Raw genomic sequence first — 22,486 nt, forward strand, 5'->3', positions numbered from 1 at the left:
GGACCAGAACGCCCAACACCGTTCGGGGCGTTCGGCTGAGCATGGGTTCTGGCAACAGAACTCACTCCCGCTCAGTCTTTAGGAACGGTTGTGCAACCCCGGTCTGAGACGCAAGAGGTCATCCTTCGGAGCGGGCGAGCGAGCGAAGGCAGGCGGAGGTGACCGCAGGAGGAGGTGGTGGGAAACGCCTTTCCAGCAGACGTCCGCCGACAGGCCGGTGTCGCGGCAGCGGCATGGCGAACCTTCCCCCGTGACGGCACTGTTCCCCCGGCCGCCGCATGACGTGCGCGATGACGGAACTGGTCATGATCCGGTCATGCGCGGCGTAACCATAGCCATAGGGCGACAGGCCGTAGCAAGGGGTGATTTCGGTTGCCGAGGAGGACTGGCGCGAACATGGCTACTGCCCGGTAACCCGGCCGCGGTCTTCACTCCTTGTCCACATGTGGGGCTAGCTGTGTGTTTCCTGTGGGAGGGCGCCGGTGGCGTCGCCCGCGGAGGCTTGCCGAGAATGGCTGGATATCGGCGGTTGGATCGGGGCGTCCGACCGCGTTCGTACTCTCGTGGGAATTTCCGATTTCGGGCACGCGGGAGCACTTTTGAGCGTCCGTCGGATCGTAGGCTGCCCGTCATGTGCGGAATCGTGGGATACGTGGGGTCGCAGTCGGCGATCGAGGTCGTGACCGCCGGGTTGAAGCGGCTGGAGTACCGGGGTTACGACTCGGCCGGTGTCGCCGTGCTCGCGGAGGGCGGGCTGGAGTCGGCGAAGAGGGCCGGGAAGCTGCTCAACCTCGAGAAGGAGCTGGTGGAGCGGCCGTTGCCGATCGGCTCCACGGGGATCGGGCACACGCGGTGGGCCACGCACGGCGGCCCCACGGATGCCAACGCGCATCCACATCTGGACAACGCGGGGCGGGTCGCCGTCGTCCACAACGGGATCATCGAGAACTTCGCCTCGCTGCGGGCCGAGTTGGCGGAGCGTGGCCACGACCTGGCCTCCGAGACCGACACCGAGGTCGTCGCGCACCTGCTCGCCGAGGAGTTCGCGGCGGGCGCGGACCTCGCGGAGGCGATGCGGCGGGTGTGCCGCCGGCTGGAGGGGGCGTTCACGCTGGTCGCGGTGCACGCGGACGCGCCGGACGTGGTGGTGGGGGCGCGGCGGAACTCACCGCTGGTGGTGGGCGTGGGGGACGGCGAGGCGTTTCTCGCCTCGGACGTCGCCGCGTTCATCGCCCACACACGGTCGGCGATCGAGCTGGGGCAGGACCAGGTGGTGGAGCTGCGCCGCGGCGGTGTCACGGTGACGGGCTTCGACGGCCGGCCGGCGGACGTGCGGTCGTACCACATCGACTGGGACGCGTCGGCCGCGGAGAAGGGCGGTCACGACTACTTCATGCTCAAGGAGATCTCCGAGCAGCCCAAGGCGGTCGCCGACACCTTGCTCGGGCGCATCGACGCGTCCGGCTCGCTGACGCTGGACGAGGTCCGGATCTCCCCCGAGGCGCTGCGGGAGGTCGACAAGGTCGTCGTCGTCGCGTGCGGTACGGCCTTCCACGCGGGGCTGATCGCGAAGTACGCCGTCGAGCACTGGACGCGCGTCCCGTGCGAGGTGGAGCTGGCCAGCGAGTTCCGCTACCGGGATCCGATCCTCGACCCTCAGACGCTCGTCATCGCCATCTCCCAGTCCGGCGAGACCATGGACACCCTGATGGCGCTGCGGCACGCCCGCGAACAGGGCTCCAGGGTGCTGGCGATCTGCAACACCAACGGCTCGACGATCCCTCGGGAGTCGGACGCGGTGCTGTACACGCACGCCGGGCCGGAGGTCGCGGTGGCCTCCACCAAGGCGTTCCTCACACAGTTGGTGGCCTGTTATCTCGTCGCGCTGTACCTCGGCCAGGTGCGGGGCACCAAGTGGGGTGACGAGGTCCAGGACGTGATCCGGGACCTGTCGAACATCGCGGGTGCGGTGGAGCGGGTCCTGGAGACCATGGAGCCGGTGCGGGAGCTGGCGCGCTCGCTCGCCGCGAAGGACACGGTGCTGTTCCTGGGACGGCACGTGCTGTACCCGGTCGCCCTCGAAGGCGCCCTGAAGCTCAAGGAACTGGCGTACATGCACGCCGAGGGCTTCGCGGCGGGCGAGCTCAAGCACGGGCCGATCGCGCTGATCGAGGAGGACCTGCCCGTGGTGGTCGTCGTCCCCTCGCCCCGGGGGCGGTCCCTGATCCACGACAAGATCGTGTCCAACATCCAGGAGATCCGGGCCCGGGGCGCGCGCACCATCGTGATCGCGGAGGAGGGCGACGAGGCGGTGGTGCCGTACGCCGACCATCTGGTGTGGATCCCGGTGACGCCGACGCTGCTTCAGCCGCTGGTGGCGACGGTGCCGTTGCAGGTGTTCGCGTGCGAGCTGGCCACCGCGCGCGGCAATGACGTCGACCAGCCCCGGAACCTGGCGAAGTCGGTGACGGTGGAGTGAGGCGGGGAGGGGCAGGGACCCCAGCGCTCCATCATGGCCCTGCCGTCGATGGTGAGGTCGGCACGCGGTGGAGGGACAGGCACACCGTCACATTCACTTGTGGTGTGAGGTGTTCGCGCATGTCCGCGGGGTCGGGAGGGGAATCGGGGGAATGCGGATCGGCGTGAGGGAGTACAGCGTGAAAGGGGGCGGGAATGGGTGCGGGCCCCCGATGAAAAGGAGGTCCGCACCCATTCCCGCCCCTGTCCCGGCGTCCCTTCCGGGGTCAGTGGCGGAAAGCGTTTTTCGCCTTCTCCCAGGCCAGGCGTGCGTCGCCGTGGGCGCGTTTCGAGCGGTCCGCCCCGTGCGTGCGGCGGTTGCCGAACATGCCGCCCCTGGCCTGCCTGGCCATGCCCGTCAGCTGCTCCGCCTTGGCCTTCGCCTTCTGGCTGTCAGTCAGGAGGTCTTACATCCCGACGTCGTCACGGCGTTCGGTGATGTTCGGGTTGCCACTACGGCGAGGGTCAAACAATCGATATTGCGGTGCTTGTTCGGTCGGGAGCGGGGAACTCGTCGTTCTGGAGGTTGATAGACATGGTTCCCCTTCTTCTTGTTCTTCTTCTGGCCCTGATCCTCTTCGGTGCGGGCTTCGCGCTGAAGGCGCTGTGGTGGATCGCGATCATCGTGATCGTGCTGTGGTTGCTGGGCTTCCTGGTCCGGCCCGCGGGTGCGGGTGGGCGGAAGGGCCGCTGGTACCGCTGGTAGCGCGCTCCGGCGCGCGAACGCCGACACGAAGGGCCCGGTCCTCGACCGGGCCCTTCGTGCGTCCGGTCCGGTGATGTGACCTACGGGGGCGCGGAGTGCGTGGAATGTGTGAAATCGGGCATCGCTTCCGGCCGGGAGGGCAGCCGCGTCGCACCGGGCGCCGGTGCGCAAGGGAACCAGCGCCTCCAGGCCGGCGCCCGGCCTCACGCTTAGGGTGCTCGGCATGAGCATCATCGGGGTCGGGATCGACGTGGCCGAGATCGATCGTTTCCGGGCGTCGCTGGAGCGTACGCCCGCGCTGGCCGAGCGGCTGTTCCTGCGGAGCGAGTTGCTGCTGCCGAGCGGGGAACGCCGGGGCATCGCCTCGCTGGCGGCGCGGTTCGCGGCGAAGGAGGCGGTCGCCAAGGCGCTCGGCGCGCCGGCGGGGCTGCACTGGACCGACGCCGAGGTGTACGTCGAGGAGAGCGGGCAGCCACGCCTTCGGGTGGTGGGGACGGTGGCGGCCCGGGCGGCGGAGCTCGGCGTGCGGGCCTGGCATGTGTCGCTCAGTCATGACGCCGGTGTGGCTTCCGCCGTGGTCATCGCGGAGGGGTGAGCTCTCGGGTGAGGGCGGAGGGCGCGGGAGGGTGGGACTCTCGGGTCGGGTTGAGGGTGGGTTGGGGATTCGGCCGGACCATGGCGGGGTGAGGCTCCCGGAGCGGAGCGGAGCGGGGCGGAGCGCGGGGGTGTCGGGTGTCTGGCCGGGGCCGTCCTTGGGTGCGCCGGTGGCGGTGGTGTGCGGGAGACTCGGGCGTATGCGTACTGCGTACAGCGTGGAGACGGTTCGGGCGGCCGAGCGGGAGCTGATGGCGCGGCTCCCCGAAGGGACGTTGATGCAGCGGGCGGCGGCCGGGCTCGCCGTCGCCTGCGCGGATCTGCTGGGGCGGGTGTACGGGAGCCGCGTGGTGCTGCTGGTCGGCAGCGGGGACAACGGGGGCGACGCGCTCCACGCCGGGGCGCGGTTGGCCCGGCGGGGCGCGGGAGTGACGGCCGTGTTGCTGTCGCCGGAACGGGCGCACCCGGGCGGGCTCGCGGCGCTGCGGAGGGCCGGTGGCGTCGTCGCCGGGGTCGACGGGGCCGGAGAGCTGATCGAGCGGGCCGATCTCGTGGTCGACGGGATCGTGGGCATCGGGGGCAAGGGCGGACTGCGGGCCGAGGCGGTGCCGCTCGCGGAGGCCGCCGCCCGGGCGCGGGCGGCCGTGGTGGCCGTCGACCTGCCGAGCGGGGTCGACGCCGACACCGGGGAGGTGCGGGGTGCGGCCGTCCGGGCTGATCTGACGGTGACGTTCGGTACGCACAAGCCCGGGTTGCTGGTGGATCCCGCGCGGGAGTACGCCGGGTCGGTGCGGCTCGTCGACATCGGGCTGGAGCCCCCTGCCGGGAGCGCCGGGTTGGAGGCCCTGCAGCACGCGGAGGTGGCCGCGCTGCTGCCGGTGCCGGCCCCTGAGAGCGACAAGTACCGGCGGGGGGTCGTCGGGATCGCCGCGGGCTCGGCCCGGTATCCGGGCGCCGCCGTGCTGGCCGTCGCCGGGGCGTTGCGGGGAGGCGCGGGAGCAGTGCGGTACGTGGGGCCCGCCGCGGACGCGGTGATCGCCCGCTTCCCCGAGACGCTGGTGTCGGACGAGGGGCCGCGGCGGGCGGGGCGCGTGCAGGCCTGGGTCGTGGGGCCGGGAGCCGGGGACGACGCGGGCGCGGTCGCCGAGGTGTTGGGCACCGACGTGCCGGTGCTGGTGGACGCCGACGGGCTGCGGTTGGCGGAGGCCGGTGCGGTGCGGGGGCGGAGCGCGCCGACGTTGATGACCCCGCACGCGGGCGAGGCGGCGGCGTTGCTGGGAGTGAGCCGGGAGGAGGTCGAGGGCGCCCGGCTCGGCGCGGTACGGGAGTTGGCGGGGCGGTACGGGGCGACGGTGCTGCTGAAGGGCTCGACGACGCTGGTGGCCGACGCCGGCGGCGGAGTCCCCGTTCGGGTGAACGCGACCGGGACGGGCTGGCTGGCCACCGCCGGGAGCGGCGACGTGCTCTCGGGCCTGACGGGCTCGTTGCTCGCGGCCGGGCTCACGGCGCGGGACGCGGGGAGCGTCGGGGCGTACCTGCACGGGCTGGCCGGGAGGCTCGCGGCCGACGGCGCGCCGGTGGGTGCGCTCGATGTTGCGGAGGCGATCCCGGGGGCCTGGCGGGATGTGCGTCGCGATTGAGCGGCGGCCCCTCCCTTGAGCCGGAGTGCCGGCAGCCCGGGAGAAGCGGGGCCGGAGCCCGTGAGCCGGGGTGCCGGCGGGTCGGGAGGAGCGGGGGCGGAGCGCCGCCCTCGACCCCGTCGGGCGGGGTGATGGCGCGCCCCGGCCGCCGGGGTCGGGGTCGAAGGGATGTCCGATCGCTCTGAGAGACTGGGCGCGATGAGTACCACTCCACAGTTGCCGAGCACCGCCCCGTTGCGCGGTCGGGCCGAGATCGATCTTGGCGCGCTGCGCGCCAACGTGCGGACGCTGCGCGCCCATGCGCCCGGCGCCGCCCTGATGGCCGTGGTGAAGTCAGAGGCGTACGGGCACGGCGCGCTGCCGTGCGCGCGGGCCGCGGTGGCGGCCGGGGCGGGCTGGCTGGGTACCGCCACGCCCGAGGAGGCCCTGGCGCTGCGCGCGGCCGAGGGCATCCCGGCGGACGTCCGGATCATGTGCTGGCTGTGGACGCCCGGCGGGCCCTGGCGCGCTGCCGTCGAGGCCGACATCGACGTCTCGCTGAGCGGTATGTGGGCCCTGCGCGAGGTCATCGACGCCGCCCGGCAGGCGGGGCGCCCCGCGCGTGTGCAGCTCAAGGCCGACACCGGACTGGGGCGCAACGGGTGCCAGCCCGGCGACGACTGGGCCGAACTCGTCGCGGCGGCGGTGCGGGCGGAGGCCGAGGGGCTCGTCCGGATCACGGGACTGTGGTCGCACTTCGCGTGCGCCGACGAACCGGGGCACCCCTCCATCGCCGTCCAGCTCGGCTGCTTCCGGGAGATGGTGTCGTACGCCGAGGGGGAGGGCGTCCGCCCCGAGGTGCGGCACATCGCCAACTCGCCCGCCACGCTCACGCTTCCCGAGTCCCACTTCGACCTCGTGCGCACGGGGATCGCGCTCTACGGCATCTCGCCCAGCCCCGAGATCGGCACGCCGGCCGACTTCGGGCTGCGGCCGGTGATGACGCTGTCGGCGTCGCTGGCGCTGGTCAAGCAGGTGCCCGGAGGGCACGGGGTCAGTTACGGCCATGGGTACACCACACCCGGCGACACCACCCTCGGCCTCGTCCCGCTCGGTTACGCCGACGGCATCCCGCGGCACGCCTCGGGGACCGGTCCGGTACTGATCGGCGGGAAGTGGCGGACCGTCGCGGGACGGATCGCGATGGACCAGTTCGTCGTCGACCTCGGCGGGGACGAGCCGCCGGTGGGCGCGGAGGCGGTGCTGTTCGGCCCCGGCGACCGGGGCGAGCCCACCGCCGAGGACTGGGCGCAGGCGGCGGGAACCATCGCGTACGAGATCGTGACCCGCATCGGAACACGCGTTCCGCGCGTCTACGTCGACGAGGAGACGTCGGCGGACCGGCCGGAAAGTGCTCGGCCGGAAACCGCTCGTCCGGGAGCAGCCCCTCAGGGGTAGGTGAACGGGGAACAAGGCGGGGCCCGCAAGCAGCAGGACCAGGACCGGCGTGACAGAACAGATCCGGTGAAGAGGAGCGGTACGTGAGCGAGAGCAGGGCGGAGGGCGTCGCCGACGCCGCCGCGGCCGTCGCTTCCGCCACGGGGGTGGCCGGAAACTGGCGCAAGGTGACCGGTGTGGCCGGCGCCGCCATAGGTGTGATCGCCGCGGGCGCGGCCGCCGGCGTCGCGATAGAGCGGATGACCGTCGGCCGCGGCATGCGGAAGAAGGCCCGGCTCGCCCTCGACTCGACGGGGCCGTACGGCGCGCTGCGCGGCACCCCCGGCCGCGCCGAGGGGGACGACGGCACCGAGCTGTACTACGAGGTGGACGAGGTGGCGTCCGAGGCGGCCGTCACACCACGGCGCCGCCGGCTCTTCGGACGCAAGGCGCCCGCGCCCGTCACCGTCGTCTTCAGCCACGGCTACTGCCTCAACCAGGACTCCTGGCACTTCCAGCGAGCGGCGCTGCGCGGAGTCGTACGGACCGTGCACTGGGACCAGCGCAGCCACGGCCGGTCCGGGCGCGGGGCGGCGCAGGCCGAGGACGGCGCGCCGGTCACCATCGACCAGCTCGGCCGCGATCTGAGGGCCGTGATCGACGCGGCCGTGCCCGAGGGCCCGATCGTGCTGGTCGGTCACTCCATGGGCGGTATGACGATGATGGCCCTGGCCGCGCAGTACCCCGAGCTGATCCGGGACCGGGTCGTCGCGGTCGCGCTCGTCGGCACGTCGTCGGGAAAGCTCGGCGAGGTGAACTTCGGGCTGCCCGTGGCCGGGGTCAACGCGGTGCGGCGGGTGCTGCCCGGCGTGCTGCGGGCGCTGGGGCAGCAGGCGGAGCTGGTGGAGAGGGGGCGGCGGGCGGTCGCCGACCTGTTCGCCGGGATCATCAAGCGGTACTCGTTCGCCGGCCGGGACATCGACCCGGCCGTGGCCCGGTTCGCCGAGCGGATGATCGAGGGCACGCCCATCGACGTCGTCGCCGAGTTCTATCCGGCGTTCACCGACCACGACAAGACCGAGGCGCTCGCCCACTTCGCGGATCTGCCGGTGCTGGTGCTGGCCGGGCTCAAGGACCTCGTCACGCCGAGCGAGCACAGTGAGGCCATCGCCGGTCTGCTGCCCGACGCGGAACTGGTCCTCGTGCCCGACGCCGGGCACCTGGTGATGCTGGAGCATCCGGAGGTGGTCACGGACCGGCTCGCCGACCTGCTCACGCGCGTGGGTGCCGTGCCCGCAGGGGCTACCGTGGGTGGCTATGGAAGCACCAGCGGCACCGCACAACCCGGCTGAGACCGAGCTGATCGTCCACTCGCCCGAGCAGATGCTCGACCTCGGCCGCCGGCTCGCCAAGCTGTTGCGCGCCGGGGACCTGGTCATGCTCAGCGGCGAACTCGGCGCGGGCAAGACCATGCTGACCCGGGGGCTCGGTGAGGGGCTCGGCGTGCGCGGGGCGGTGACCTCGCCGACGTTCGTCATCGCCCGCGTGCATCCGTCCCTCGGGGACGGGCCGCCGCTCGTCCACGTCGACGCGTACCGCCTGGGCGGCGGGCTGGACGAGATGGAGGACCTCGACCTCGACGTCTCGCTGCCCGCGTCCGTGGTCGTGGTGGAGTGGGGCGAGGGCAAGGTCGAGGAGCTGACCGAGGACCGGCTGCAGGTCACCCTGCACCGGGCCGTGGGCGACACGACGGACGAGGTGCGGCACGTGACGCTGACGGGCCTGGGCGAGCGCTGGGCGCCGGTGGACCTGGAGTCGCTGTCCGCGTGACCCCGCGCACAAGCCCGGCCCGCGCGACGGCGTGATCTGTCCGAGCCTGCGAGTGCGGGACCGTTTCCGATTCTGCGCGAGTGCGGGACCGTTCCCGAGCCCGCGCGAGTGCGGACCGTTTCCGATCCCGGCCGAGTGTGTGACCGTTTCCGATCCCATGTGACTGAATGCGGCCGCATTCAGTGGCGTTCAGTCGCATGAACATTCCGACAAGACGTCGGCAAGATATTGCGTCCGATGTCCCGTACGTGGTCACATGGTACCCAGTCGCTGGTTAGGTGTACCTAAGTTGCACCGGCCGGCTCCGCCCCCGCCCTCAGGAGGCGTCCATGTCGACCACGGACCGCACGCCGCAGCCGCGCCCCCTCGTGCCCGCAGGCGTCCCCATGCGGGATCTGCTGGCCTCCTGTGCCGCCGCGAAGGCGATCTCCACTCCGCCGCGCACGCCGGAGCCGCAGGCCCCCCGGCGGGGTGCGGACCACCGCGAGGCCGCGTAGCGCACGACGGCGCCGTCACACGCCTGACGGAGTCTGCTAGCGGATGACGACGACCTTCTGGCCGATCGTCGCGAACATCCACATCGCGTCGCCGTCCTCCTGCGTCTCCCTGATGCCCCCGGTCCGCGCCGCCGGGTCGGGAGGCGCGGTCGAACCGTCGACCGCCGCGCTGAAGCCGATGACCACATCGTCCACGCTGGCGAAGCGGACCACGTGTTCGACCTCGGTGCCGTCGGAGCCGGTGGTCTCGCCCGAGCGGGAGGTCACCGCGTAGACGCCCGGCGCCGGGTCGACCGGGCTGGGCACGACCCTGAACGTGCGCTGGACGCGGTCGCGGGGCCCGACCAGCCAGACCCTGTCGTCGTCGAGTGAGTACACGACCCGTTCACCGGCGCCGGAGCCGCCGGGCAGGGCGGTGGGGTGCCGTTTGTCGCGAGGGGCCTTGGACGCCGCGGCCGCGGGCGTCCCGCCGAGGCCGTCCGGCGACGCGCTCAGCTCCGCGGGAACGGTCGCCGCCGCCTGGTAGGCGAGGAATCCGACCGCCGTGAGGGCGGCCGCCGTCAGCCCGGTCACGATTCCGGCGCTGGTGCTGGCCACGGCGCCCACCTTCCGCGTCCCTGTTCCTGGCTTGTGATTACCGTTGGTGACGGTAGCAGTACGGAGTGGATCGAACCGGGCGGCCGAGCCCGCGACCGGACACCGTGTCGGAGCCCGTGAGCACGACCGGCGCCATCGCGTCCGCCCCCGGCCACAAGGAGCCGTACGCTGAATGCGTGCTCTTGCTCGCTCTGGATACCGCCACCCCCGCCGTGACCGTCGCCCTGCACGACGGCACGGACGTCATCGCCTCGTCGAGCCAGGTGGACGCCCGCCGGCACGGTGAGCTGCTCCTGCCGGCCGTCGACCGCGTCCTGGCCGACACCGGGCTGAAACTCGACGCCGTCACCGGGATCGTCGTAGGCATCGGTCCCGGGCCCTACACCGGGCTGCGCGTCGGGCTGATGACGGCCGACACCTTCGGGCTCGCGCTCGGGGTCCCCGTCCACGGCGTGTGCACGCTGGACGGGCTCGCCTTCGCGGCCGACATGGAGGGCCCCTTCGTCGTGGCGACCGACGCCCGGCGCAAGGAGGTCTACTGGGCGCGCTACGACGACTCCCGTACCCGCGTCACCGACCCGGCCGTCGACCGGCCCGCCGACATCGCCGCCGAGGTCGCGGGCCTGCCCGCGGTCGGCGCGGGCGCGCTGCTGTACCCGGACGCCTTCCCGGTCGCGCACGAGCCCGAGCACGTCTCGGCCGCCGCGCTCGCCCGGCTGGCCGTCGAGCGGCTGGACAGGGGCGAGGAACTGCCGCCGGCCCGGCCGCTGTACCTGCGCCGGCCGGACGCGCAGGTGCCCAAGAACTACAAGGTGGTCACCCCCAAGTGACCGAGGTGACCGAGCCCGTGACGCCCGTGCTGCGGGAGATGCGCTGGTGGGACCTCGATCCCATGCTGGAGCTGGAGCGGGACCTGTTCCCCGACGACGCCTGGTCGCGGGGCATGTTCTGGTCCGAGCTCGCCCACGCCCGGGGTCCCGGGGCGACCCGGCGGTACTTCGTCGCCCAGGACGGCGAGCGGATCGCCGGATACGCCGGGCTCGCCGCCGCCGGCGACATCGCCGACGTCCAGACGATCGCGGTCGCCCGCGCGTACTGGGGTACCGGCCTCGGCGGGCGGTTGCTGACCGAACTGCTGCGGGCGGCGACCGCGTTCGAGTGCACCGAGGTGATGCTCGAATGCCGGGTCGACAACATCCGTGCCCGCAAGCTCTACGAGCGCTTCGGCTTCGAGGCGATCGGTTTCCGGCGCGGCTACTACCAGCCCGGCAACGTCGACGCCCTGGTGATGCGCCTGACCGACCCTGCAACCTCCGTACAAGGAACCGAGATCCGACATGGCTGACGAACCCCTGGTCCTGGGGATCGAGACCTCCTGCGACGAGACCGGCGTCGGCGTCGTCCGCGGCACCACCCTGCTGGCGGACGCCGTCGCCTCCAGCGTCGACGAGCACGCCCGCTTCGGCGGCGTGGTGCCCGAGGTCGCCTCCCGCGCGCACCTGGAGGCGATGATCCCGACCGTCGAGCGGGCGCTGAAGGAGGCGGGGGTCAGCGCGAAGGACCTGGACGGCATCGCGGTGACGGCCGGTCCGGGACTGGCGGGAGCCCTGCTGGTCGGCGTCTCGGCGGCGAAGGCCTACGCGTACGCGCTCGGCAAGCCGCTCTACGGCGTCAACCACCTGGCCTCGCACATCTGCGTCGACCAGTTGGAGCACGGGGCGCTGCCCGAGCCGACGATGGCGCTGCTGGTGTCCGGCGGCCACTCCTCGCTGCTGCTGTCCAGCGACATCACCTCCGACGTACGGCCGCTGGGCGCCACCATCGACGACGCGGCCGGCGAGGCGTTCGACAAGATCGCCCGGGTGCTGAACCTGGGCTTCCCCGGCGGTCCGGTCATCGACCGCTACGCGCGCGAGGGCGACCCGGACGCGATCAGCTTCCCGCGCGGTCTGACCGGCCCGCGCGACGCGGCGTACGACTTCTCCTTCTCCGGTCTGAAGACGGCCGTGGCCCGCTGGATCGAGGCCAGGCGGGCGGCCGGGGAGGAGGTGCCGGTGCGTGACGTGGCGGCGTCCTTCCAGGAGGCGGTCGTCGACGTGCTGACCCGCAAGGCCGTGCGGGCCTGCCGTGACGAGGGCGTCGACCATCTGATGATCGGCGGCGGCGTCGCCGCCAACTCCCGGCTGCGGGCGCTGGCGGCTCAGCGGTGCGAGGCGGCCGGCATCCGGCTGCGGGTGCCCCGGCCCAAGCTGTGCACCGACAACGGTGCGATGGTCGCGGCGCTCGGCGCGGAGATGGTCGCGCGCAACCGGCCCGCGTCGAGCTGGGACCTGTCGGCGGACTCGTCGCTGCCGGTGACGGACCCGCACGTGCCCGGGCACGACCATGTGCACGAGGTCAGCAAGGAGAACCTCTACTCGTGAAGGGGGACCTCCACTCGTGACGGTGGCGTTGATGTGGGAGGCGCGGGCGGTGCCCGGTAAGGGCGAGGAACTGCTGGCGTGGGCACGCGCACAGGTCCTCGCCCCCGGTCCGCTCCGCCGGGAGACCTTCCGCGCACCCCAGGACCGGGTCCTCGTCATCACGTGGTGGGACGCGGCCCATGACGCCGCCCTCCCGGAACTGCCGGAGCCGGACGCCGAGTTGGTCATGCGGGCGGTGCACCGGTGGCGGTTCGAGTCGGTGGACGAGGAGTGAGGGCGGGGCACGGCGGCCGTCCCGGCACGTGGCGGGGCCCTGCGCGGCGGTACGGACGGCGCCGGGACCTCCGGGTCGCCGAGCGCTAGAGAAGTCTTAGATTTTCCGAAGAAAAGAGGGTTCGCGCACCCGCTCGTCATAATTCGGACGTACGTTCCTGTCCGTGACGGGACACTTGACGGAGCATGGCGGGGGCGGGCACGAGGGCCCGAGGGGCGGACGGCGCGGGGCGCTGAAGGCCGCGGGCCTCGTGCTCGCCGGCGTGGTGGTGCTCGGGGGCGCCGGGGCGGGCTGGGTCTACCGGCACCTGAACGACAACATCACGAGTGTCGACATCAACAGCGCCCTCGGCGACGACCGCCCGGCGAAGCCGGCGCCCTCCTCGTCCCCGTCCGCCGCGGCGCCGCCCCAGGAGGCGCTGAACGTCCTGGTGCTGGGCTCGGACTCGCGCGACGGCGCCGAGAACAAGGCCCTCGGGGGCGGTGACAGCGCGGGTGCCCGGTCCGACACGGCGATGGTCGTGCACCTCGGTGCCGGGCGCACGGAGGCCACCGTGGTCAGTATTCCGCGCGACACCCTGGTCACCCGCCCGTCCTGCCCGCTGGAGTCCGGCGGCGAGTCGGGCGAGGCTCAGGGCGTCATGTTCAACAGCGCGTACGAACTGGGTGGTCCGGTGTGCGCGGTGAAGACCGTGGAGTCGATGACCGGCGTCCGGATGGACCACTACGTCGAGATCGACTTCGCCGGTTTCGCCAGGCTGGTGGACGCGCTCGGCGGCGTCACGGTCACCACAGACGAGGACATCGACGACGAGGACAGTCGTCTGAACCTGACGGCCGGCACCCATCACCTCGACGGTGAGCAGGCCCTGGCCCTGGCCCGGACCCGGCACGGCATCGGCGACGGCAGCGATCTGGGCCGCATAGGGCTTCAGCAGGATCTGGTGAAGGCGCTGCTGGAGCAGATCGCGTCGACCAGCCTGCTCTCCGACCCGACCCGGCTGTACGAGGTCGCGGACGCGGTGACCGGGGGCCTGACCACCGACACCGGTCTCGACTCGCTGTCCGAGCTCGTGGGGTTCGGGGAGAGCCTGCGGGACCTCTCGGCGCACGCCATGGAGACGGTGATGATGCCGGTCCTCCCGGCGGCCTCGGACCCGAACCGGGTGGTGGCCGACGAGCCGGAGGCGGAGGAGCTGTGGGAGTCGCTGCGGTAGTGCGGACCCCGCCCGCCGGACCCGGGCGTGAACACCCGTTCGATTGACCGGGTCCCATCGCGTTCTGAGGGCGGTCGCGTCCTGAGGGCGCCGGTCAGTTCACCGGGTGGCCGATGAGCATCGTCGGAGCTCCCGCGACGCGGGTCAGGAACACCGTCGCGGAGTGCGGGCCCTGTGGCTTCACCTTCTTGCGGAGTTCCTCCGGCTCGACCGCCGAGCCCCGCTTCTTCACGGTCAGGATGCCGACCTCCCGCTCCCGCAGAAGGGCCTTCAACCTCTTGACGTTGAAGGGCAGTCGGTCCGTGATCTCGTAGGCGGAGGCGTACGGCGTCCGATGCGCCTCGTCGGAGGTGACGTACGCGATGGTCTCGTCGATCAGCCCGCCTGCGACCTCGGCGGCCACCTCGGCGACCAGGTGGGCGCGGACGACGGCGCCGTCGGGCTCGTACAGATAGCGCCCGACGGGGCGGACCGCCGGATTCGGCAGGCCGCGGGAGCGGAGGGCGCGCGGGCCGGGGAGCAGCGTGGCGCGCACCAGGCCGGGCTCGGTGCCGAACCACAGCACCGCCTCCTTCACGTCCCCGCCGTCCGAGATCCACTCCGCCTCGGCGGCGCCCGGTACCGCCTCGTGCGGGATGCCGGGCGCGACCTTGAGGGCGGCGTGCGGCGCGGTCCCGGCCGCCCGGACCGCCCAGGACAGGGGCGGCGAGTAGGACTCCGGGTCGAAGATCCGCCCCCGCCCGCCGCGGCGCGCCGGGTCCACGAAGACCGCGTCGTACGCGCAGACGTCCACCTCCGTGACGTCCGCCTCACGCACCTCGATCAGCCCGTCCAGGCCCAGCACCTCGGCGTTCGCCCGCGCGACGGCGGCGGTCAGCGGGTCGCGGTCCACGGCGAGGACGCGGATCCCGGCGCGGGCGAGGGCGATCGCGTCCCCGCCGATCCCGCAGCACAGGTCGGCCACGGAGGTCACTCCCAGCTCGCCGAACCGCTGTGCCCGGTACGCCGCCACGCTCGCCCGTGTCGACTGCTCGACCCCGTTCGGCGTGAAGTACATCCGTTCCGCGTCCGCCGCCCCGAACTTGGCCACGGCCCGCTGCCGCAGCCGCGCCTGGCCGAGCGCCGCCGACACCAGGTCGGCAGGGTGGTCGCGGCGCAGCCGGGTGGCGACGGCGAGTTCCTGGGCGGGGTCGGTGCCGCGCACCTCGTCGAGGAGGGCACGGCCTTCGGGGGTGAGGAGAGGGGCGAGGTCGTTCACCGGGACATTGTCGGCCAGTCGGTGGATGGTCCGCCTCCGGCGGCGGTGTCAGCGGGGGTTCGGGACCGGGGCCTGGGAGGATCCGGCTCCATGGAACTAGTAGTACAAAATGACAAAAAAGGGCCGAATGGCCGTCGCCGGAGGGCCACGACGACCATGGCGGGGGTCGCCGTACTCACCGCCGCTGCCCTCGCCTCGGGCTGCACCCGGAGCGCCGAGGCGCCGCCGCCCCTGAAGGCGCCCCCGGCCCGCGCCCTGGACGGCTATGCCGCCAAGCTCCGCGCCGAGCAGGCCGCCCGCGTCGCCGCCGCGCAGCGCTGGGGCCTGAAGGAGACCCCGCTGAGGGCACCGGAACCGCCCGCGCGAAAGCCGGCGATCGCCACCCGCGAAGGCTTCGAGGTGGACGGGCACGAGGAGCAGGGACTTCCGCCCGTCTTCACCACCGTCCCCACCAAGGAGAAGGTCGTCTTCCTCACCATCGACGACGGCGCCGAGAAGGACCCCGGGTTCCTGCGGATGATGAGCGACCTGAAGATCCCCTACACCGCCTTCCTCAGCGACTACCTGGTGAGCGAGGACTACGGCTACTTCCGGCAGATGCAGGCCAAGGGCGTCACCCTGAACAACCACACCCTCAACCACCCCTACCTGCCCGGTCTCTCCTACGACGAGCAGAAGCGCGAGATCTGCGGGATGCAGGACGTCATCGAGGAGCGCTACGGCAAGCGCCCGCTCCTGTTCCGCCCGCCCTACGGCAACTACAACTCCGACACCCTGCACGCCGCCAAGGAGTGCGGTGTCACGCATGTCCCGCTGTGGAACGAGGAGGTCTTCGTCGACCGCTGGGACTACCGCGAGTGGGACCGGGACATCCACCCCGGCGACATCGTCCTCAGCCACTTCCGGGGCGCCGACGACTGGGCGGGCGAGATGCCCGACATGATCCGGGTCTTCCTCGACAAGGTCACGGCGAAGGGCTACGCGGTGGGCCGCCTGGAGGACTACCTGTGATTCGGCGCGGGTGGACGGCCGGGGCCGCGGTGCTGCTGGCCCTGCTCGCCGGCTGCGCCCTGCCCGACGGTTCGCACGGGCGGTCCGCGGAGGTGGGGGCGGCACCCGGCTCGGCCGCCTCGGAGCCCGCGCCCCACCGCCGCTGGGGGCTGTCCGCGCCGCTCTCCCCGCCGCCCCCGCCCGAACGTCACCCCGCCCGGCCGGTGGACGGGCTCGCCCCGGTCCTCGACCGCATCCCGACCGCCCGCAAGGTCGTCTTCCTCACCTTCGACGACGGCGCCGAGAAGGATCCGCGCTTCGTCGACATGGTCCGCGAACTGCGCCTGCCGGTCAGCATGTTCCTCACCGACAGCGTCGTCGGCCCCGGGTACGGCCACTTCGCGCGGCTCCGCTCGGTCGGCGCGAGCGTCCAGAACCACACCCTCGACCACGCCGCCCTGCGCGGACTGCCGTACGCCGGGCAGCGCGCCGAGATCTGCGGCCAGCAGCAGAAGCTCCGCGCCCGCTTCGGCGTCCGCCCGCACCTGTTCCGCCCGCCGTACGGCACGTACGACACGACGACCCGGAAGGCCGCCGCGGACTGCGGCATCAAGGCGATCGTCCTGTGGCGCGCCACGATGGGCGCGGCCGACCTCACCTTCACGAAGGGCGCCGCCCGGCTGCGTCCCGGCGACATCGTCTCGCTCCCCTCGACCGAGACCCCCGAGCCCATGCTCCGCGACCGCACGACCCGCCTGCTCCGCCGCATCCAGGAGGCGGGGCTGACGGTGGGACGGCTGGAGGACTACCTCTGAGGGGGCGGCACCGGGCGACGCGCCGCGGCCGATTGGCACTCCGCTTGACCGAGTGCTAATCGCAGTCATAGTCTCGGCTCTGGCACTCCCCACTGGAGAGTGCCAACACAGCGACGGGCAGGTCCGGCACCCGCGACGACGGATCCACCTGGTCGCCACCTCAGACAGTTAACCCCGTGAGATCTCCGAAGGGGGAGGTCGGATCGTGACGACCACCAGCTCCAAGGTTGCCATCAAGCCGCTCGAGGACCGCATCGTGGTCCAGCCGCTCGACGCCGAGCAGACCACCGCCTCTGGCCTGGTCATTCCGGACACCGCCAAGGAGAAGCCCCAGGAGGGCGTCGTCCTGGCCGTGGGCCCGGGCCGCTTCGAGGAGGGCAACCGCCTTCCGCTCGACGTCTCCGTCGGCGACGTCGTCCTGTACAGCAAGTACGGCGGCACCGAGGTGAAGTACAACGGCGAGGAGTACCTCGTCCTCTCGGCTCGCGACGTGCTCGCGATCATCGAGAAGTAGTTCACCCACAGCACACCGTTGTGAGCTGCGCCCCTGGCCCCCGCGACCGTTAACGAAGCCGGGCGCCCGGGGCGCAGTTCGTTTACCGCAGACTTTCCGAGAGGGCTCCCGCTGCCATGGCGAAGATCCTGAAGTTCGACGAGGACGCCCGTCGCGCCCTCGAGCGCGGCGTCAACAAGCTCGCCGACACGGTGAAGGTGACGATCGGCCCCCGTGGCCGCAACGTCGTCATCGACAAGAAGTTCGGCGCCCCCACCATCACCAACGACGGCGTCACCATCGCCCGCGAGGTCGAGGTCGAGGACCCGTTCGAGAACCTCGGCGCCCAGCTGGTGAAGGAGGTGGCGACCAAGACCAACGACATCGCGGGTGACGGTACGACCACCGCGACCGTCCTGGCCCAGGCGCTGGTCCGCGAGGGCCTGCGGAACGTCGCCGCCGGCGCCTCCCCGGCCGCCCTGAAGAAGGGCATCGACGCCGCGGTCAAGGCCGTCTCCGACGAGCTGCTGGCCTCCGCCCGCCCGATCGACGAGAAGTCCGACATCGCCGCCGTCGCCGCACTGTCCGCCCAGGACCAGCAGGTCGGCGAGCTGATCGCCGAGGCGATGGACAAGGTCGGCAAGGACGGTGTCATCACCGTCGAGGAGTCCAACACCTTCGGCCTGGAGCTGGACTTCACCGAGGGCATGGCCTTCGACAAGGGCTACCTGTCGCCGTACTTCGTGACGGACCAGGAGCGTATGGAGGCCGTCCTCGACGACCCGTACATCCTCATCCACCAGGGCAAGATCTCCGCGATCGCGGACCTGCTGCCGCTGCTGGAGAAGATCATCCAGAGCAACGCCTCGAAGCCGCTGCTGATCATCGCCGAGGACGTCGAGGGCGAGGCCCTCTCCACGCTCGTCGTGAACAAGATCCGCGGCACCTTCAACGCCACCGCCGTCAAGGCACCCGGCTTCGGCGACCGCCGTAAGGCGATGCTCCAGGACATGGCCGTCCTCACCGGCGCCACGGTCATCTCCGAGGAGGTCGGCCTCAAGCTCGACCAGGTCGGTCTGGACATCCTCGGCAGCGCCCGCCGCGTCACCGTCGCCAAGGACGACACCACGATCGTCGACGGTGCCGGCAGCAAGGCGGACGTCGAGGGCCGGATCGGGCAGATCAAGGCCGAGATCGAGGCCACGGACTCCGACTGGGACCGCGAGAAGCTCCAGGAGCGCCTCGCGAAGCTGGCCGGCGGCGTGTGCGTCATCAAGGTCGGCGCCGCCACCGAGGTGGAGCTGAAGGAGAAGAAGCACCGTCTGGAGGACGCCATCTCCGCGACCCGCGCCGCGGTCGAGGAGGGCATCGTCTCCGGTGGTGGCTCCGCGCTCGTCCACGCCGTGAAGGTGCTGGACGACAACCTCGGCAAGGAGGGTGACGAGGCCACCGGTGTCGCCGTCGTCCGCCGCGCCGCCGTCGAGCCGCTGCGCTGGATCGCCGAGAACGCCGGCCTGGAGGGCTACGTCATCGTCTCCAAGGTCGCCGAGCTGGAGAAGGGCAGCGGTTACAACGCCGCCACCGGTGAGTACGGCGACCTGGTCAAGTCCGGCGTCATCGACCCGGTCAAGGTCACCCGCTCCGCCCTGGAGAACGCCGCCTCCATCGCCTCCCTGCTGCTCACGACCGAGACCCTGGTCGTCGAGAAGAAGGAAGAGGAGCCGGAGGCCGCGGGCCACGGCCACGGTCACTCGCACTGACCTCAGCCGCACCAGGTGAGGCCCGGCACCCGATGGGTGCCGGGCCTCCCTGTTTCCCCTCGCGGGTCTCGCTGCCGCTCTGCGGCCGGCCTGCCCTAGCGCTCCATCTCCTCGAAGACGCCCAGCTGTTCCATCAGTCCCAGCCGGTCGTACTCCCACCACCCCTCGGCGAGCCTGCCGTCCGCGCCGCACCGGAAGACCGGGGTCCCCGTCATGGTGACGTCCTTCCCGGTGGCCGCGATCCCCAGGAACTCGCCCGTGTGCGTGCCCCTCCAGAACCAGCGGGCGCACACCCGGTCGCCCTCGGCGATCAGATCCTCGACGCTGAACGCGAAGTCGAAACCGTCCCGCCAGACCCGCATCTCGCGCCGGACGTGGTCCATCCCGATGGTGTCCCGCTCGTTCGCGGGGTCATGGCCGCGATAGTGCTCCGTCATCACCTCGTCGAGCGGCGGCAGCTCCCCGGACGTCCCCGCCAGGTCGAAGAAGCGCCGGACGGTGGCGCTGGACAACTGCTCGTCGCGGACCACGTCCAGATCGGTGAAGGTCGGCGTCCCGTCGCACAGGGCGGCCATCTCCCGGAAGATCCGGTCGGTCTCCGGGAGGGTCGAATTGCGCATCGCCTCCTCGTACGACGGGAACTCCACGATCTCGATGAAGTGCGACGCGTCGCCCCGGTCCTTCCCGATCAGACTGTGCGTCGCGGTCCGTTTGCCCTTGGTCTGCTCGACCCAGGCGTCCATCAACCGGTCCAGCTCCTGGAACCGGGTGGTCTTGCAGTCGATGACCTGCACGAATGTCATGGCCCCGCCTCCCGTCCCCCCTGGGTCCGGGTGCACGGCTCCATTGTCCCACCGGGCTCGCGCGGCGCCCTGGGCACCGGCGGGCGACCGGCCGCCACCGAGCGGCGACGGCCCCGTGACCGCGCCGGAGCGCGGGTGACGCCCGTTTACTGAGGCCCGTACTTGCGTCCCGCCCGCGAGCTGACGCCGCCGAGCAGTCCGCGCGGCGCCATCTTCACCACGCCCATCAGGGCCTTGTAGCGGGGGTCCGGGACCGAGACGGTCCTGCCGCGGGCCAGGTCCGCGAGGGCGGCGGCCACCAGCTTGTCCGCGTCGAGCCACATCCAGCCCGGAATGTTGTCCGTGCCCATGCCGGCCCGCTGGTGGAACTCGGTGCGGACGAAGCCGGGGCACAGCGCCATCAGCCGTACACCCGTGCCCGCCAGGTCGCGGGCCACGCCCTGGGTGAACTGGACGACCCACGCCTTGGACGCGCCGTAGGTGCCGCGCGGCAGGAAGGCCGCGACCGAGGCGACGTTCACGACGCCGCCGCGTCCCCGCTCCCGCATCGCCTCGGTCGCCGCCGCCGTCAGCCGGAGGACGGCCTCGCAGTGCACCTTGAGCATCTTCAGCTCGTCCGCCATGGAGACGTCGAGAAAACGGCCCTTGTTGCCGAAACCGGCGTTGTTGATCAGGAGATCGACGGGGTTCCTGCGGTCGGCGAGACGCGCGGCGACCGCCTCGATGCCGGCGTCGGTCGCCAGGTCGGCGGTGAGGACCTCGGCCTCGATGCCGTGCCCGTCGTGCAGTTCGGTCGCCTGCTCGCGGAGGCGTTCGGTGTCGCGGGCCACCAGGACGAGGTTGTGCCCGTCCGCCGCCAGCCGCCGCGCGAACGCGGCGCCGATTCCCGCGGTCGATCCAGTGATCAGAGCCGTTGTCATGGCCCAAGGGTAGTGACCCGGCGTGCGCCAACACGGCGGCGGATCGTGAAGCTTTCGCCAGTTATGCCCTCGTGACCTGCGGTCAGGAGTCCTGGAGCGCCGCGTACCCGCTCGCCTTGGCCAGCAACTCCGGGTGCAGGGCCGCGCCCGCCTCCAGCAGCCGCGGCAGCAGCGTCCGCTCCGTCGTCGCCGCGCGGAACGTCAGCGCGACGGTCACCTCGTGGGCCGGCCGGTGCACGATCTCGACCGGGTCGCCGGCACGGATCTCACCGGGCTCCAGCACCCGCAGATAGGCCCCCGGAGCCGCCCGCCGGGTGAACCGCTTCATCCATCCCCGTTCGTCGAGATGGCCCTGGAAGGTCCGGCAGGGGATCCGCGGCGAGGTGATCTCCAGCAGCACCTCGCGCCCGATCCGCCAGCGCTCGCCGATCAGCGCCCCCGAGACATCGAGGCCCGATGTCGTGAGGTTCTCGCCGAAGCAGCCGTTGGTCAGCGGGCGCCCCAGTTCGCGCTCCCACTCGTCGAGGTCCTCGCGGGCCATCGCGTACACGGCCTGGTCGTCCCCGCCGTGGTGGCGGGTGTGGCACACCGCGTCCCCGGCCAGTCCGCCCGCCCCCACGCCCTTGGGGCCGGGGGCCGCCACGCGCACGGGCTTGTCGACCGGGCGTTTGTCGATGCCGGTCAGTCCCTGGGGGTGGTCCGTGTAGGTGACGGTCTTCGCGCGGCCCAGGTTCACAGACAGAAGCCTCATGGCGGAACGGTAGGCGACAAAAGCCAAAGTGTCGACGCACTATTCGGCGTGGTACCCAAGGCTCGCTTATGCTCGAAGGGTGATCGAGGCCCGTCATCTGCGCGTCCTGCGCGCCGTCGCCGCCACCGGCTCCTTCTCCGCCGCGGGGCGCGAGCTCGGCTGCACGCAACCCGCCGTCAGTCAGCAGATGAAGGCGCTGGAGACCTCCGTCGGTACGCCCCTGCTGGTGCGCACCGGGCGGGAGATGCGGCTGACCGAGGCCGGCGAGGCGCTCGTACGCCATGCCTCGGGCATCCTCGCCGGGCTCACCGCGGCCGAGGAGGAGGTCGCCGCGATCGCCGGGCTGCGTGCCGGGCGGGTTCGGCTGGTCTCCTTCCCCAGCGGCAGCTCCACGCTCGTGCCGACCGCCCTCGCCGCCCTGCGCGCCGAGCACCCGGGCACCCGGGTCTCCCTGGAGGAGGCCGAGCCGCCGCAGTCCGTCGACAAGCTGCGGGCCGGCGACTGCGACGTCGCGCTCGCCTTCCGTTACGAGGGCGCGGCCGGTGCCGAGGAATGGGACGACCTGGTCGCGCGACCGCTGCTGAGCGACAGACTGGTGGCGCTGGTGCCCGAACGGCACCCGCTCGCGCGCTCACGTTCCGTCGCCATCGGTGAACTCGTCGACGAGCCGTGGATCGCCGGCTGTCCACGCTGCCGCGGTCAGTTGATCGAGGTGTGCGCGGAGGCCGGCTTCACGCCGCGCATCGACTTCGCGACCGACGACTATCCGGCGGTCGTGGGCCTCGTCGGCGCCGGGCTCGGAGTGGCGGTGCTGCCACAACTGGCGATCGAGTCCGTACGGCCCCGGGGGGCGCGGGCGGTGACGCTGGAACCGGCGGTGCGGCGGGAGATCGTCGCGCTGACGCTGCCCGATCTGGCGCAGGTGCCGGCCGTGCGGGCGACGCTGGATCAGCTGGCGCGGGCGGCCACCCGCTAGCCGCGCACGC

At 72.1% G+C, this 22,486-nt stretch carries 23 protein-coding genes; 18 read left to right on the forward strand and 5 right to left on the reverse strand.

Features of this window, described 5'->3' with window-relative positions:
• Positions 1 to 631 precede the first annotated feature (631 nt).
• From glmS to ACWCPM_RS12625, 8 genes are all read left to right on the forward strand, one after another.
• Complete coding sequence (gene glmS, locus ACWCPM_RS12590) at positions 632 to 2,479, forward strand: glutamine--fructose-6-phosphate transaminase (isomerizing) (RefSeq protein WP_450976121.1); 1,848 nt, start codon at positions 632 to 634, stop codon at positions 2,477 to 2,479.
• A 573-nt stretch (positions 2,480 to 3,052) separates the two neighbouring features.
• Positions 3,053 to 3,223, forward strand: a complete 171-nt coding sequence (locus tag ACWCPM_RS12595; RefSeq protein WP_450976122.1) for a hydrophobic protein — start codon at positions 3,053 to 3,055, stop codon at positions 3,221 to 3,223.
• Between the two features lie 223 nt (positions 3,224 to 3,446).
• Positions 3,447 to 3,818 carry a holo-ACP synthase gene (locus tag ACWCPM_RS12600; RefSeq protein WP_450976123.1) on the forward strand — a complete coding sequence of 124 codons (372 nt, stop codon included), beginning with the start codon at positions 3,447 to 3,449 and terminating at the stop codon, positions 3,816 to 3,818.
• A 199-nt stretch (positions 3,819 to 4,017) separates the two neighbouring features.
• A complete protein-coding gene (locus ACWCPM_RS12605) occupies positions 4,018 to 5,457 on the forward strand; it encodes an NAD(P)H-hydrate dehydratase (RefSeq protein WP_450976124.1) in 1,440 nt (479 codons plus the stop codon).
• Positions 5,458 to 5,655: 198 nt separating this feature from the next.
• A complete protein-coding gene (gene alr, locus ACWCPM_RS12610; protein WP_450976125.1) occupies positions 5,656 to 6,894 on the forward strand; it encodes an alanine racemase in 1,239 nt (412 codons plus the stop codon).
• 83 nt (positions 6,895 to 6,977) lie between these two features.
• Complete coding sequence (locus ACWCPM_RS12615; protein ID WP_450976126.1) at positions 6,978 to 8,225, forward strand: alpha/beta fold hydrolase; 1,248 nt, start codon at positions 6,978 to 6,980, stop codon at positions 8,223 to 8,225.
• Complete coding sequence (gene tsaE, locus ACWCPM_RS12620) at positions 8,191 to 8,703, forward strand: tRNA (adenosine(37)-N6)-threonylcarbamoyltransferase complex ATPase subunit type 1 TsaE (RefSeq protein WP_450976127.1); 513 nt, start codon at positions 8,191 to 8,193, stop codon at positions 8,701 to 8,703. The genes ACWCPM_RS12615 and tsaE overlap by 35 nt, the downstream gene beginning before the upstream one ends.
• Positions 8,704 to 9,032: 329 nt before the next feature.
• The gene (locus ACWCPM_RS12625; protein ID WP_450976128.1) at positions 9,033 to 9,200 is read left to right on the forward strand and encodes a hypothetical protein; all 168 of its coding nucleotides are present in this window, start codon (positions 9,033 to 9,035) and stop codon (positions 9,198 to 9,200) included.
• A 36-nt stretch (positions 9,201 to 9,236) separates the two neighbouring features.
• Here ACWCPM_RS12625 and ACWCPM_RS12630 read toward each other — a convergent pair whose 3' ends face one another.
• Positions 9,237 to 9,797 (reverse strand): hypothetical protein, encoded by a 561-nt coding sequence (locus tag ACWCPM_RS12630; RefSeq protein WP_450976129.1) that lies wholly within the window; start codon positions 9,795 to 9,797, stop codon positions 9,237 to 9,239.
• Positions 9,798 to 9,973: 176 nt separating this feature from the next.
• Between ACWCPM_RS12630 and tsaB the strand changes: the two genes are divergently transcribed.
• From tsaB to ACWCPM_RS12655, 5 genes are all read left to right on the forward strand, one after another.
• The gene (tsaB, locus tag ACWCPM_RS12635; protein ID WP_450976130.1) at positions 9,974 to 10,627 is read left to right on the forward strand and encodes a tRNA (adenosine(37)-N6)-threonylcarbamoyltransferase complex dimerization subunit type 1 TsaB; all 654 of its coding nucleotides are present in this window, start codon (positions 9,974 to 9,976) and stop codon (positions 10,625 to 10,627) included.
• A 5-nt stretch (positions 10,628 to 10,632) separates the two neighbouring features.
• A complete protein-coding gene (rimI, locus tag ACWCPM_RS12640; protein WP_450976246.1) occupies positions 10,633 to 11,142 on the forward strand; it encodes a ribosomal protein S18-alanine N-acetyltransferase in 510 nt (169 codons plus the stop codon).
• The gene (gene tsaD, locus ACWCPM_RS12645; RefSeq protein ID WP_450976131.1) at positions 11,135 to 12,220 is read left to right on the forward strand and encodes a tRNA (adenosine(37)-N6)-threonylcarbamoyltransferase complex transferase subunit TsaD; all 1,086 of its coding nucleotides are present in this window, start codon (positions 11,135 to 11,137) and stop codon (positions 12,218 to 12,220) included. The genes rimI and tsaD overlap by 8 nt, the downstream gene beginning before the upstream one ends.
• 16 nt (positions 12,221 to 12,236) lie before the next feature.
• Positions 12,237 to 12,494 carry a hypothetical protein gene (locus ACWCPM_RS12650; protein WP_450976132.1) on the forward strand — a complete coding sequence of 86 codons (258 nt, stop codon included), beginning with the start codon at positions 12,237 to 12,239 and terminating at the stop codon, positions 12,492 to 12,494.
• 157 nt (positions 12,495 to 12,651) lie between these two features.
• Positions 12,652 to 13,710, forward strand: a complete 1,059-nt coding sequence (locus ACWCPM_RS12655; protein ID WP_450976247.1) for an LCP family protein — start codon at positions 12,652 to 12,654, stop codon at positions 13,708 to 13,710.
• 94 nt (positions 13,711 to 13,804) lie between these two features.
• On the opposite strand, the gene ACWCPM_RS12660 is transcribed toward ACWCPM_RS12655, so the two are convergent.
• Entirely contained in the window at positions 13,805 to 14,968 is a 1,164-nt protein-coding gene (locus tag ACWCPM_RS12660; protein WP_450976133.1) for a THUMP-like domain-containing protein, read from the reverse strand.
• A 156-nt stretch (positions 14,969 to 15,124) separates the two neighbouring features.
• On the opposite strand from ACWCPM_RS12660, the gene ACWCPM_RS12665 reads away from it, so the two are divergent.
• From ACWCPM_RS12665 to groL, 4 genes are all read left to right on the forward strand, one after another.
• Positions 15,125 to 15,979 carry a polysaccharide deacetylase family protein gene (locus tag ACWCPM_RS12665; protein WP_450976134.1) on the forward strand — a complete coding sequence of 285 codons (855 nt, stop codon included), beginning with the start codon at positions 15,125 to 15,127 and terminating at the stop codon, positions 15,977 to 15,979.
• Positions 15,979 to 16,773: a polysaccharide deacetylase family protein gene (locus ACWCPM_RS12670; RefSeq protein WP_450976248.1), complete on the forward strand. Its 795-nt coding sequence runs from the start codon at positions 15,979 to 15,981 to the stop codon at positions 16,771 to 16,773. The genes ACWCPM_RS12665 and ACWCPM_RS12670 overlap by 1 nt, the downstream gene beginning before the upstream one ends.
• A gap of 205 nt (positions 16,774 to 16,978) precedes the next feature.
• Entirely contained in the window at positions 16,979 to 17,287 is a 309-nt protein-coding gene (gene groES, locus ACWCPM_RS12675) for a co-chaperone GroES (protein WP_087927613.1), read from the forward strand.
• 116 nt (positions 17,288 to 17,403) lie between these two features.
• Positions 17,404 to 19,026 (forward strand): chaperonin GroEL, encoded by a 1,623-nt coding sequence (gene groL, locus ACWCPM_RS12680; RefSeq protein ID WP_450976135.1) that lies wholly within the window; start codon positions 17,404 to 17,406, stop codon positions 19,024 to 19,026.
• Positions 19,027 to 19,121: 95 nt separating this feature from the next.
• Here the strand turns inward: groL and ACWCPM_RS12685 are convergent, their stop codons facing one another.
• From ACWCPM_RS12685 to ACWCPM_RS12695, 3 genes are all read right to left on the reverse strand, one after another.
• Positions 19,122 to 19,829: an ester cyclase gene (locus tag ACWCPM_RS12685; protein WP_450976136.1), complete on the reverse strand. Its 708-nt coding sequence runs from the start codon at positions 19,827 to 19,829 to the stop codon at positions 19,122 to 19,124.
• A 146-nt stretch (positions 19,830 to 19,975) separates the two neighbouring features.
• Positions 19,976 to 20,749: an SDR family NAD(P)-dependent oxidoreductase gene (locus ACWCPM_RS12690; RefSeq protein WP_450976137.1), complete on the reverse strand. Its 774-nt coding sequence runs from the start codon at positions 20,747 to 20,749 to the stop codon at positions 19,976 to 19,978.
• An 82-nt stretch (positions 20,750 to 20,831) separates the two neighbouring features.
• The gene (locus ACWCPM_RS12695) at positions 20,832 to 21,500 is read right to left on the reverse strand and encodes an MOSC domain-containing protein (protein ID WP_450976138.1); all 669 of its coding nucleotides are present in this window, start codon (positions 21,498 to 21,500) and stop codon (positions 20,832 to 20,834) included.
• 79 nt (positions 21,501 to 21,579) lie between these two features.
• On the opposite strand from ACWCPM_RS12695, the gene ACWCPM_RS12700 reads away from it, so the two are divergent.
• Complete coding sequence (locus ACWCPM_RS12700) at positions 21,580 to 22,476, forward strand: LysR family transcriptional regulator (RefSeq protein WP_450976139.1); 897 nt, start codon at positions 21,580 to 21,582, stop codon at positions 22,474 to 22,476.
• Positions 22,477 to 22,486: the final 10 nt, after the last annotated feature.

The sequence above is a fragment of the Streptomyces sp. NPDC002309 genome (genome assembly GCF_053593375.1).

What these genes read in the sequence shown, in the direction of transcription:
- glmS (WP_450976121.1), top strand. Translation starts at nt 632, where the DNA reads ATGTGCGGAATCGTGGGATACGTGGGGTCGCAGTCGGCGATCGAGGTC.
- ACWCPM_RS12595 (WP_450976122.1), top strand. Translation starts at nt 3,053, where the DNA reads ATGGTTCCCCTTCTTCTTGTTCTTCTTCTGGCCCTGATCCTCTTCGGT.
- ACWCPM_RS12600 (WP_450976123.1), top strand. Translation starts at nt 3,447, where the DNA reads ATGAGCATCATCGGGGTCGGGATCGACGTGGCCGAGATCGATCGTTTC.
- ACWCPM_RS12605 (WP_450976124.1), top strand. Translation starts at nt 4,018, where the DNA reads ATGCGTACTGCGTACAGCGTGGAGACGGTTCGGGCGGCCGAGCGGGAG.
- alr (WP_450976125.1), top strand. Translation starts at nt 5,656, where the DNA reads ATGAGTACCACTCCACAGTTGCCGAGCACCGCCCCGTTGCGCGGTCGG.
- tsaE (WP_450976127.1), top strand. Translation starts at nt 8,191, where the DNA reads ATGGAAGCACCAGCGGCACCGCACAACCCGGCTGAGACCGAGCTGATC.
- ACWCPM_RS12625 (WP_450976128.1), top strand. Translation starts at nt 9,033, where the DNA reads ATGTCGACCACGGACCGCACGCCGCAGCCGCGCCCCCTCGTGCCCGCA.
- tsaD (WP_450976131.1), top strand. Translation starts at nt 11,135, where the DNA reads ATGGCTGACGAACCCCTGGTCCTGGGGATCGAGACCTCCTGCGACGAG.
- ACWCPM_RS12665 (WP_450976134.1), top strand. Translation starts at nt 15,125, where the DNA reads ATGGCGGGGGTCGCCGTACTCACCGCCGCTGCCCTCGCCTCGGGCTGC.
- groL (WP_450976135.1), top strand. Translation starts at nt 17,404, where the DNA reads ATGGCGAAGATCCTGAAGTTCGACGAGGACGCCCGTCGCGCCCTCGAG.
- ACWCPM_RS12685 (WP_450976136.1), bottom strand. Translation starts at nt 19,829, where the DNA reads ATGACATTCGTGCAGGTCATCGACTGCAAGACCACCCGGTTCCAGGAG.
- ACWCPM_RS12690 (WP_450976137.1), bottom strand. Translation starts at nt 20,749, where the DNA reads ATGACAACGGCTCTGATCACTGGATCGACCGCGGGAATCGGCGCCGCG.
- ACWCPM_RS12695 (WP_450976138.1), bottom strand. Translation starts at nt 21,500, where the DNA reads ATGAGGCTTCTGTCTGTGAACCTGGGCCGCGCGAAGACCGTCACCTAC.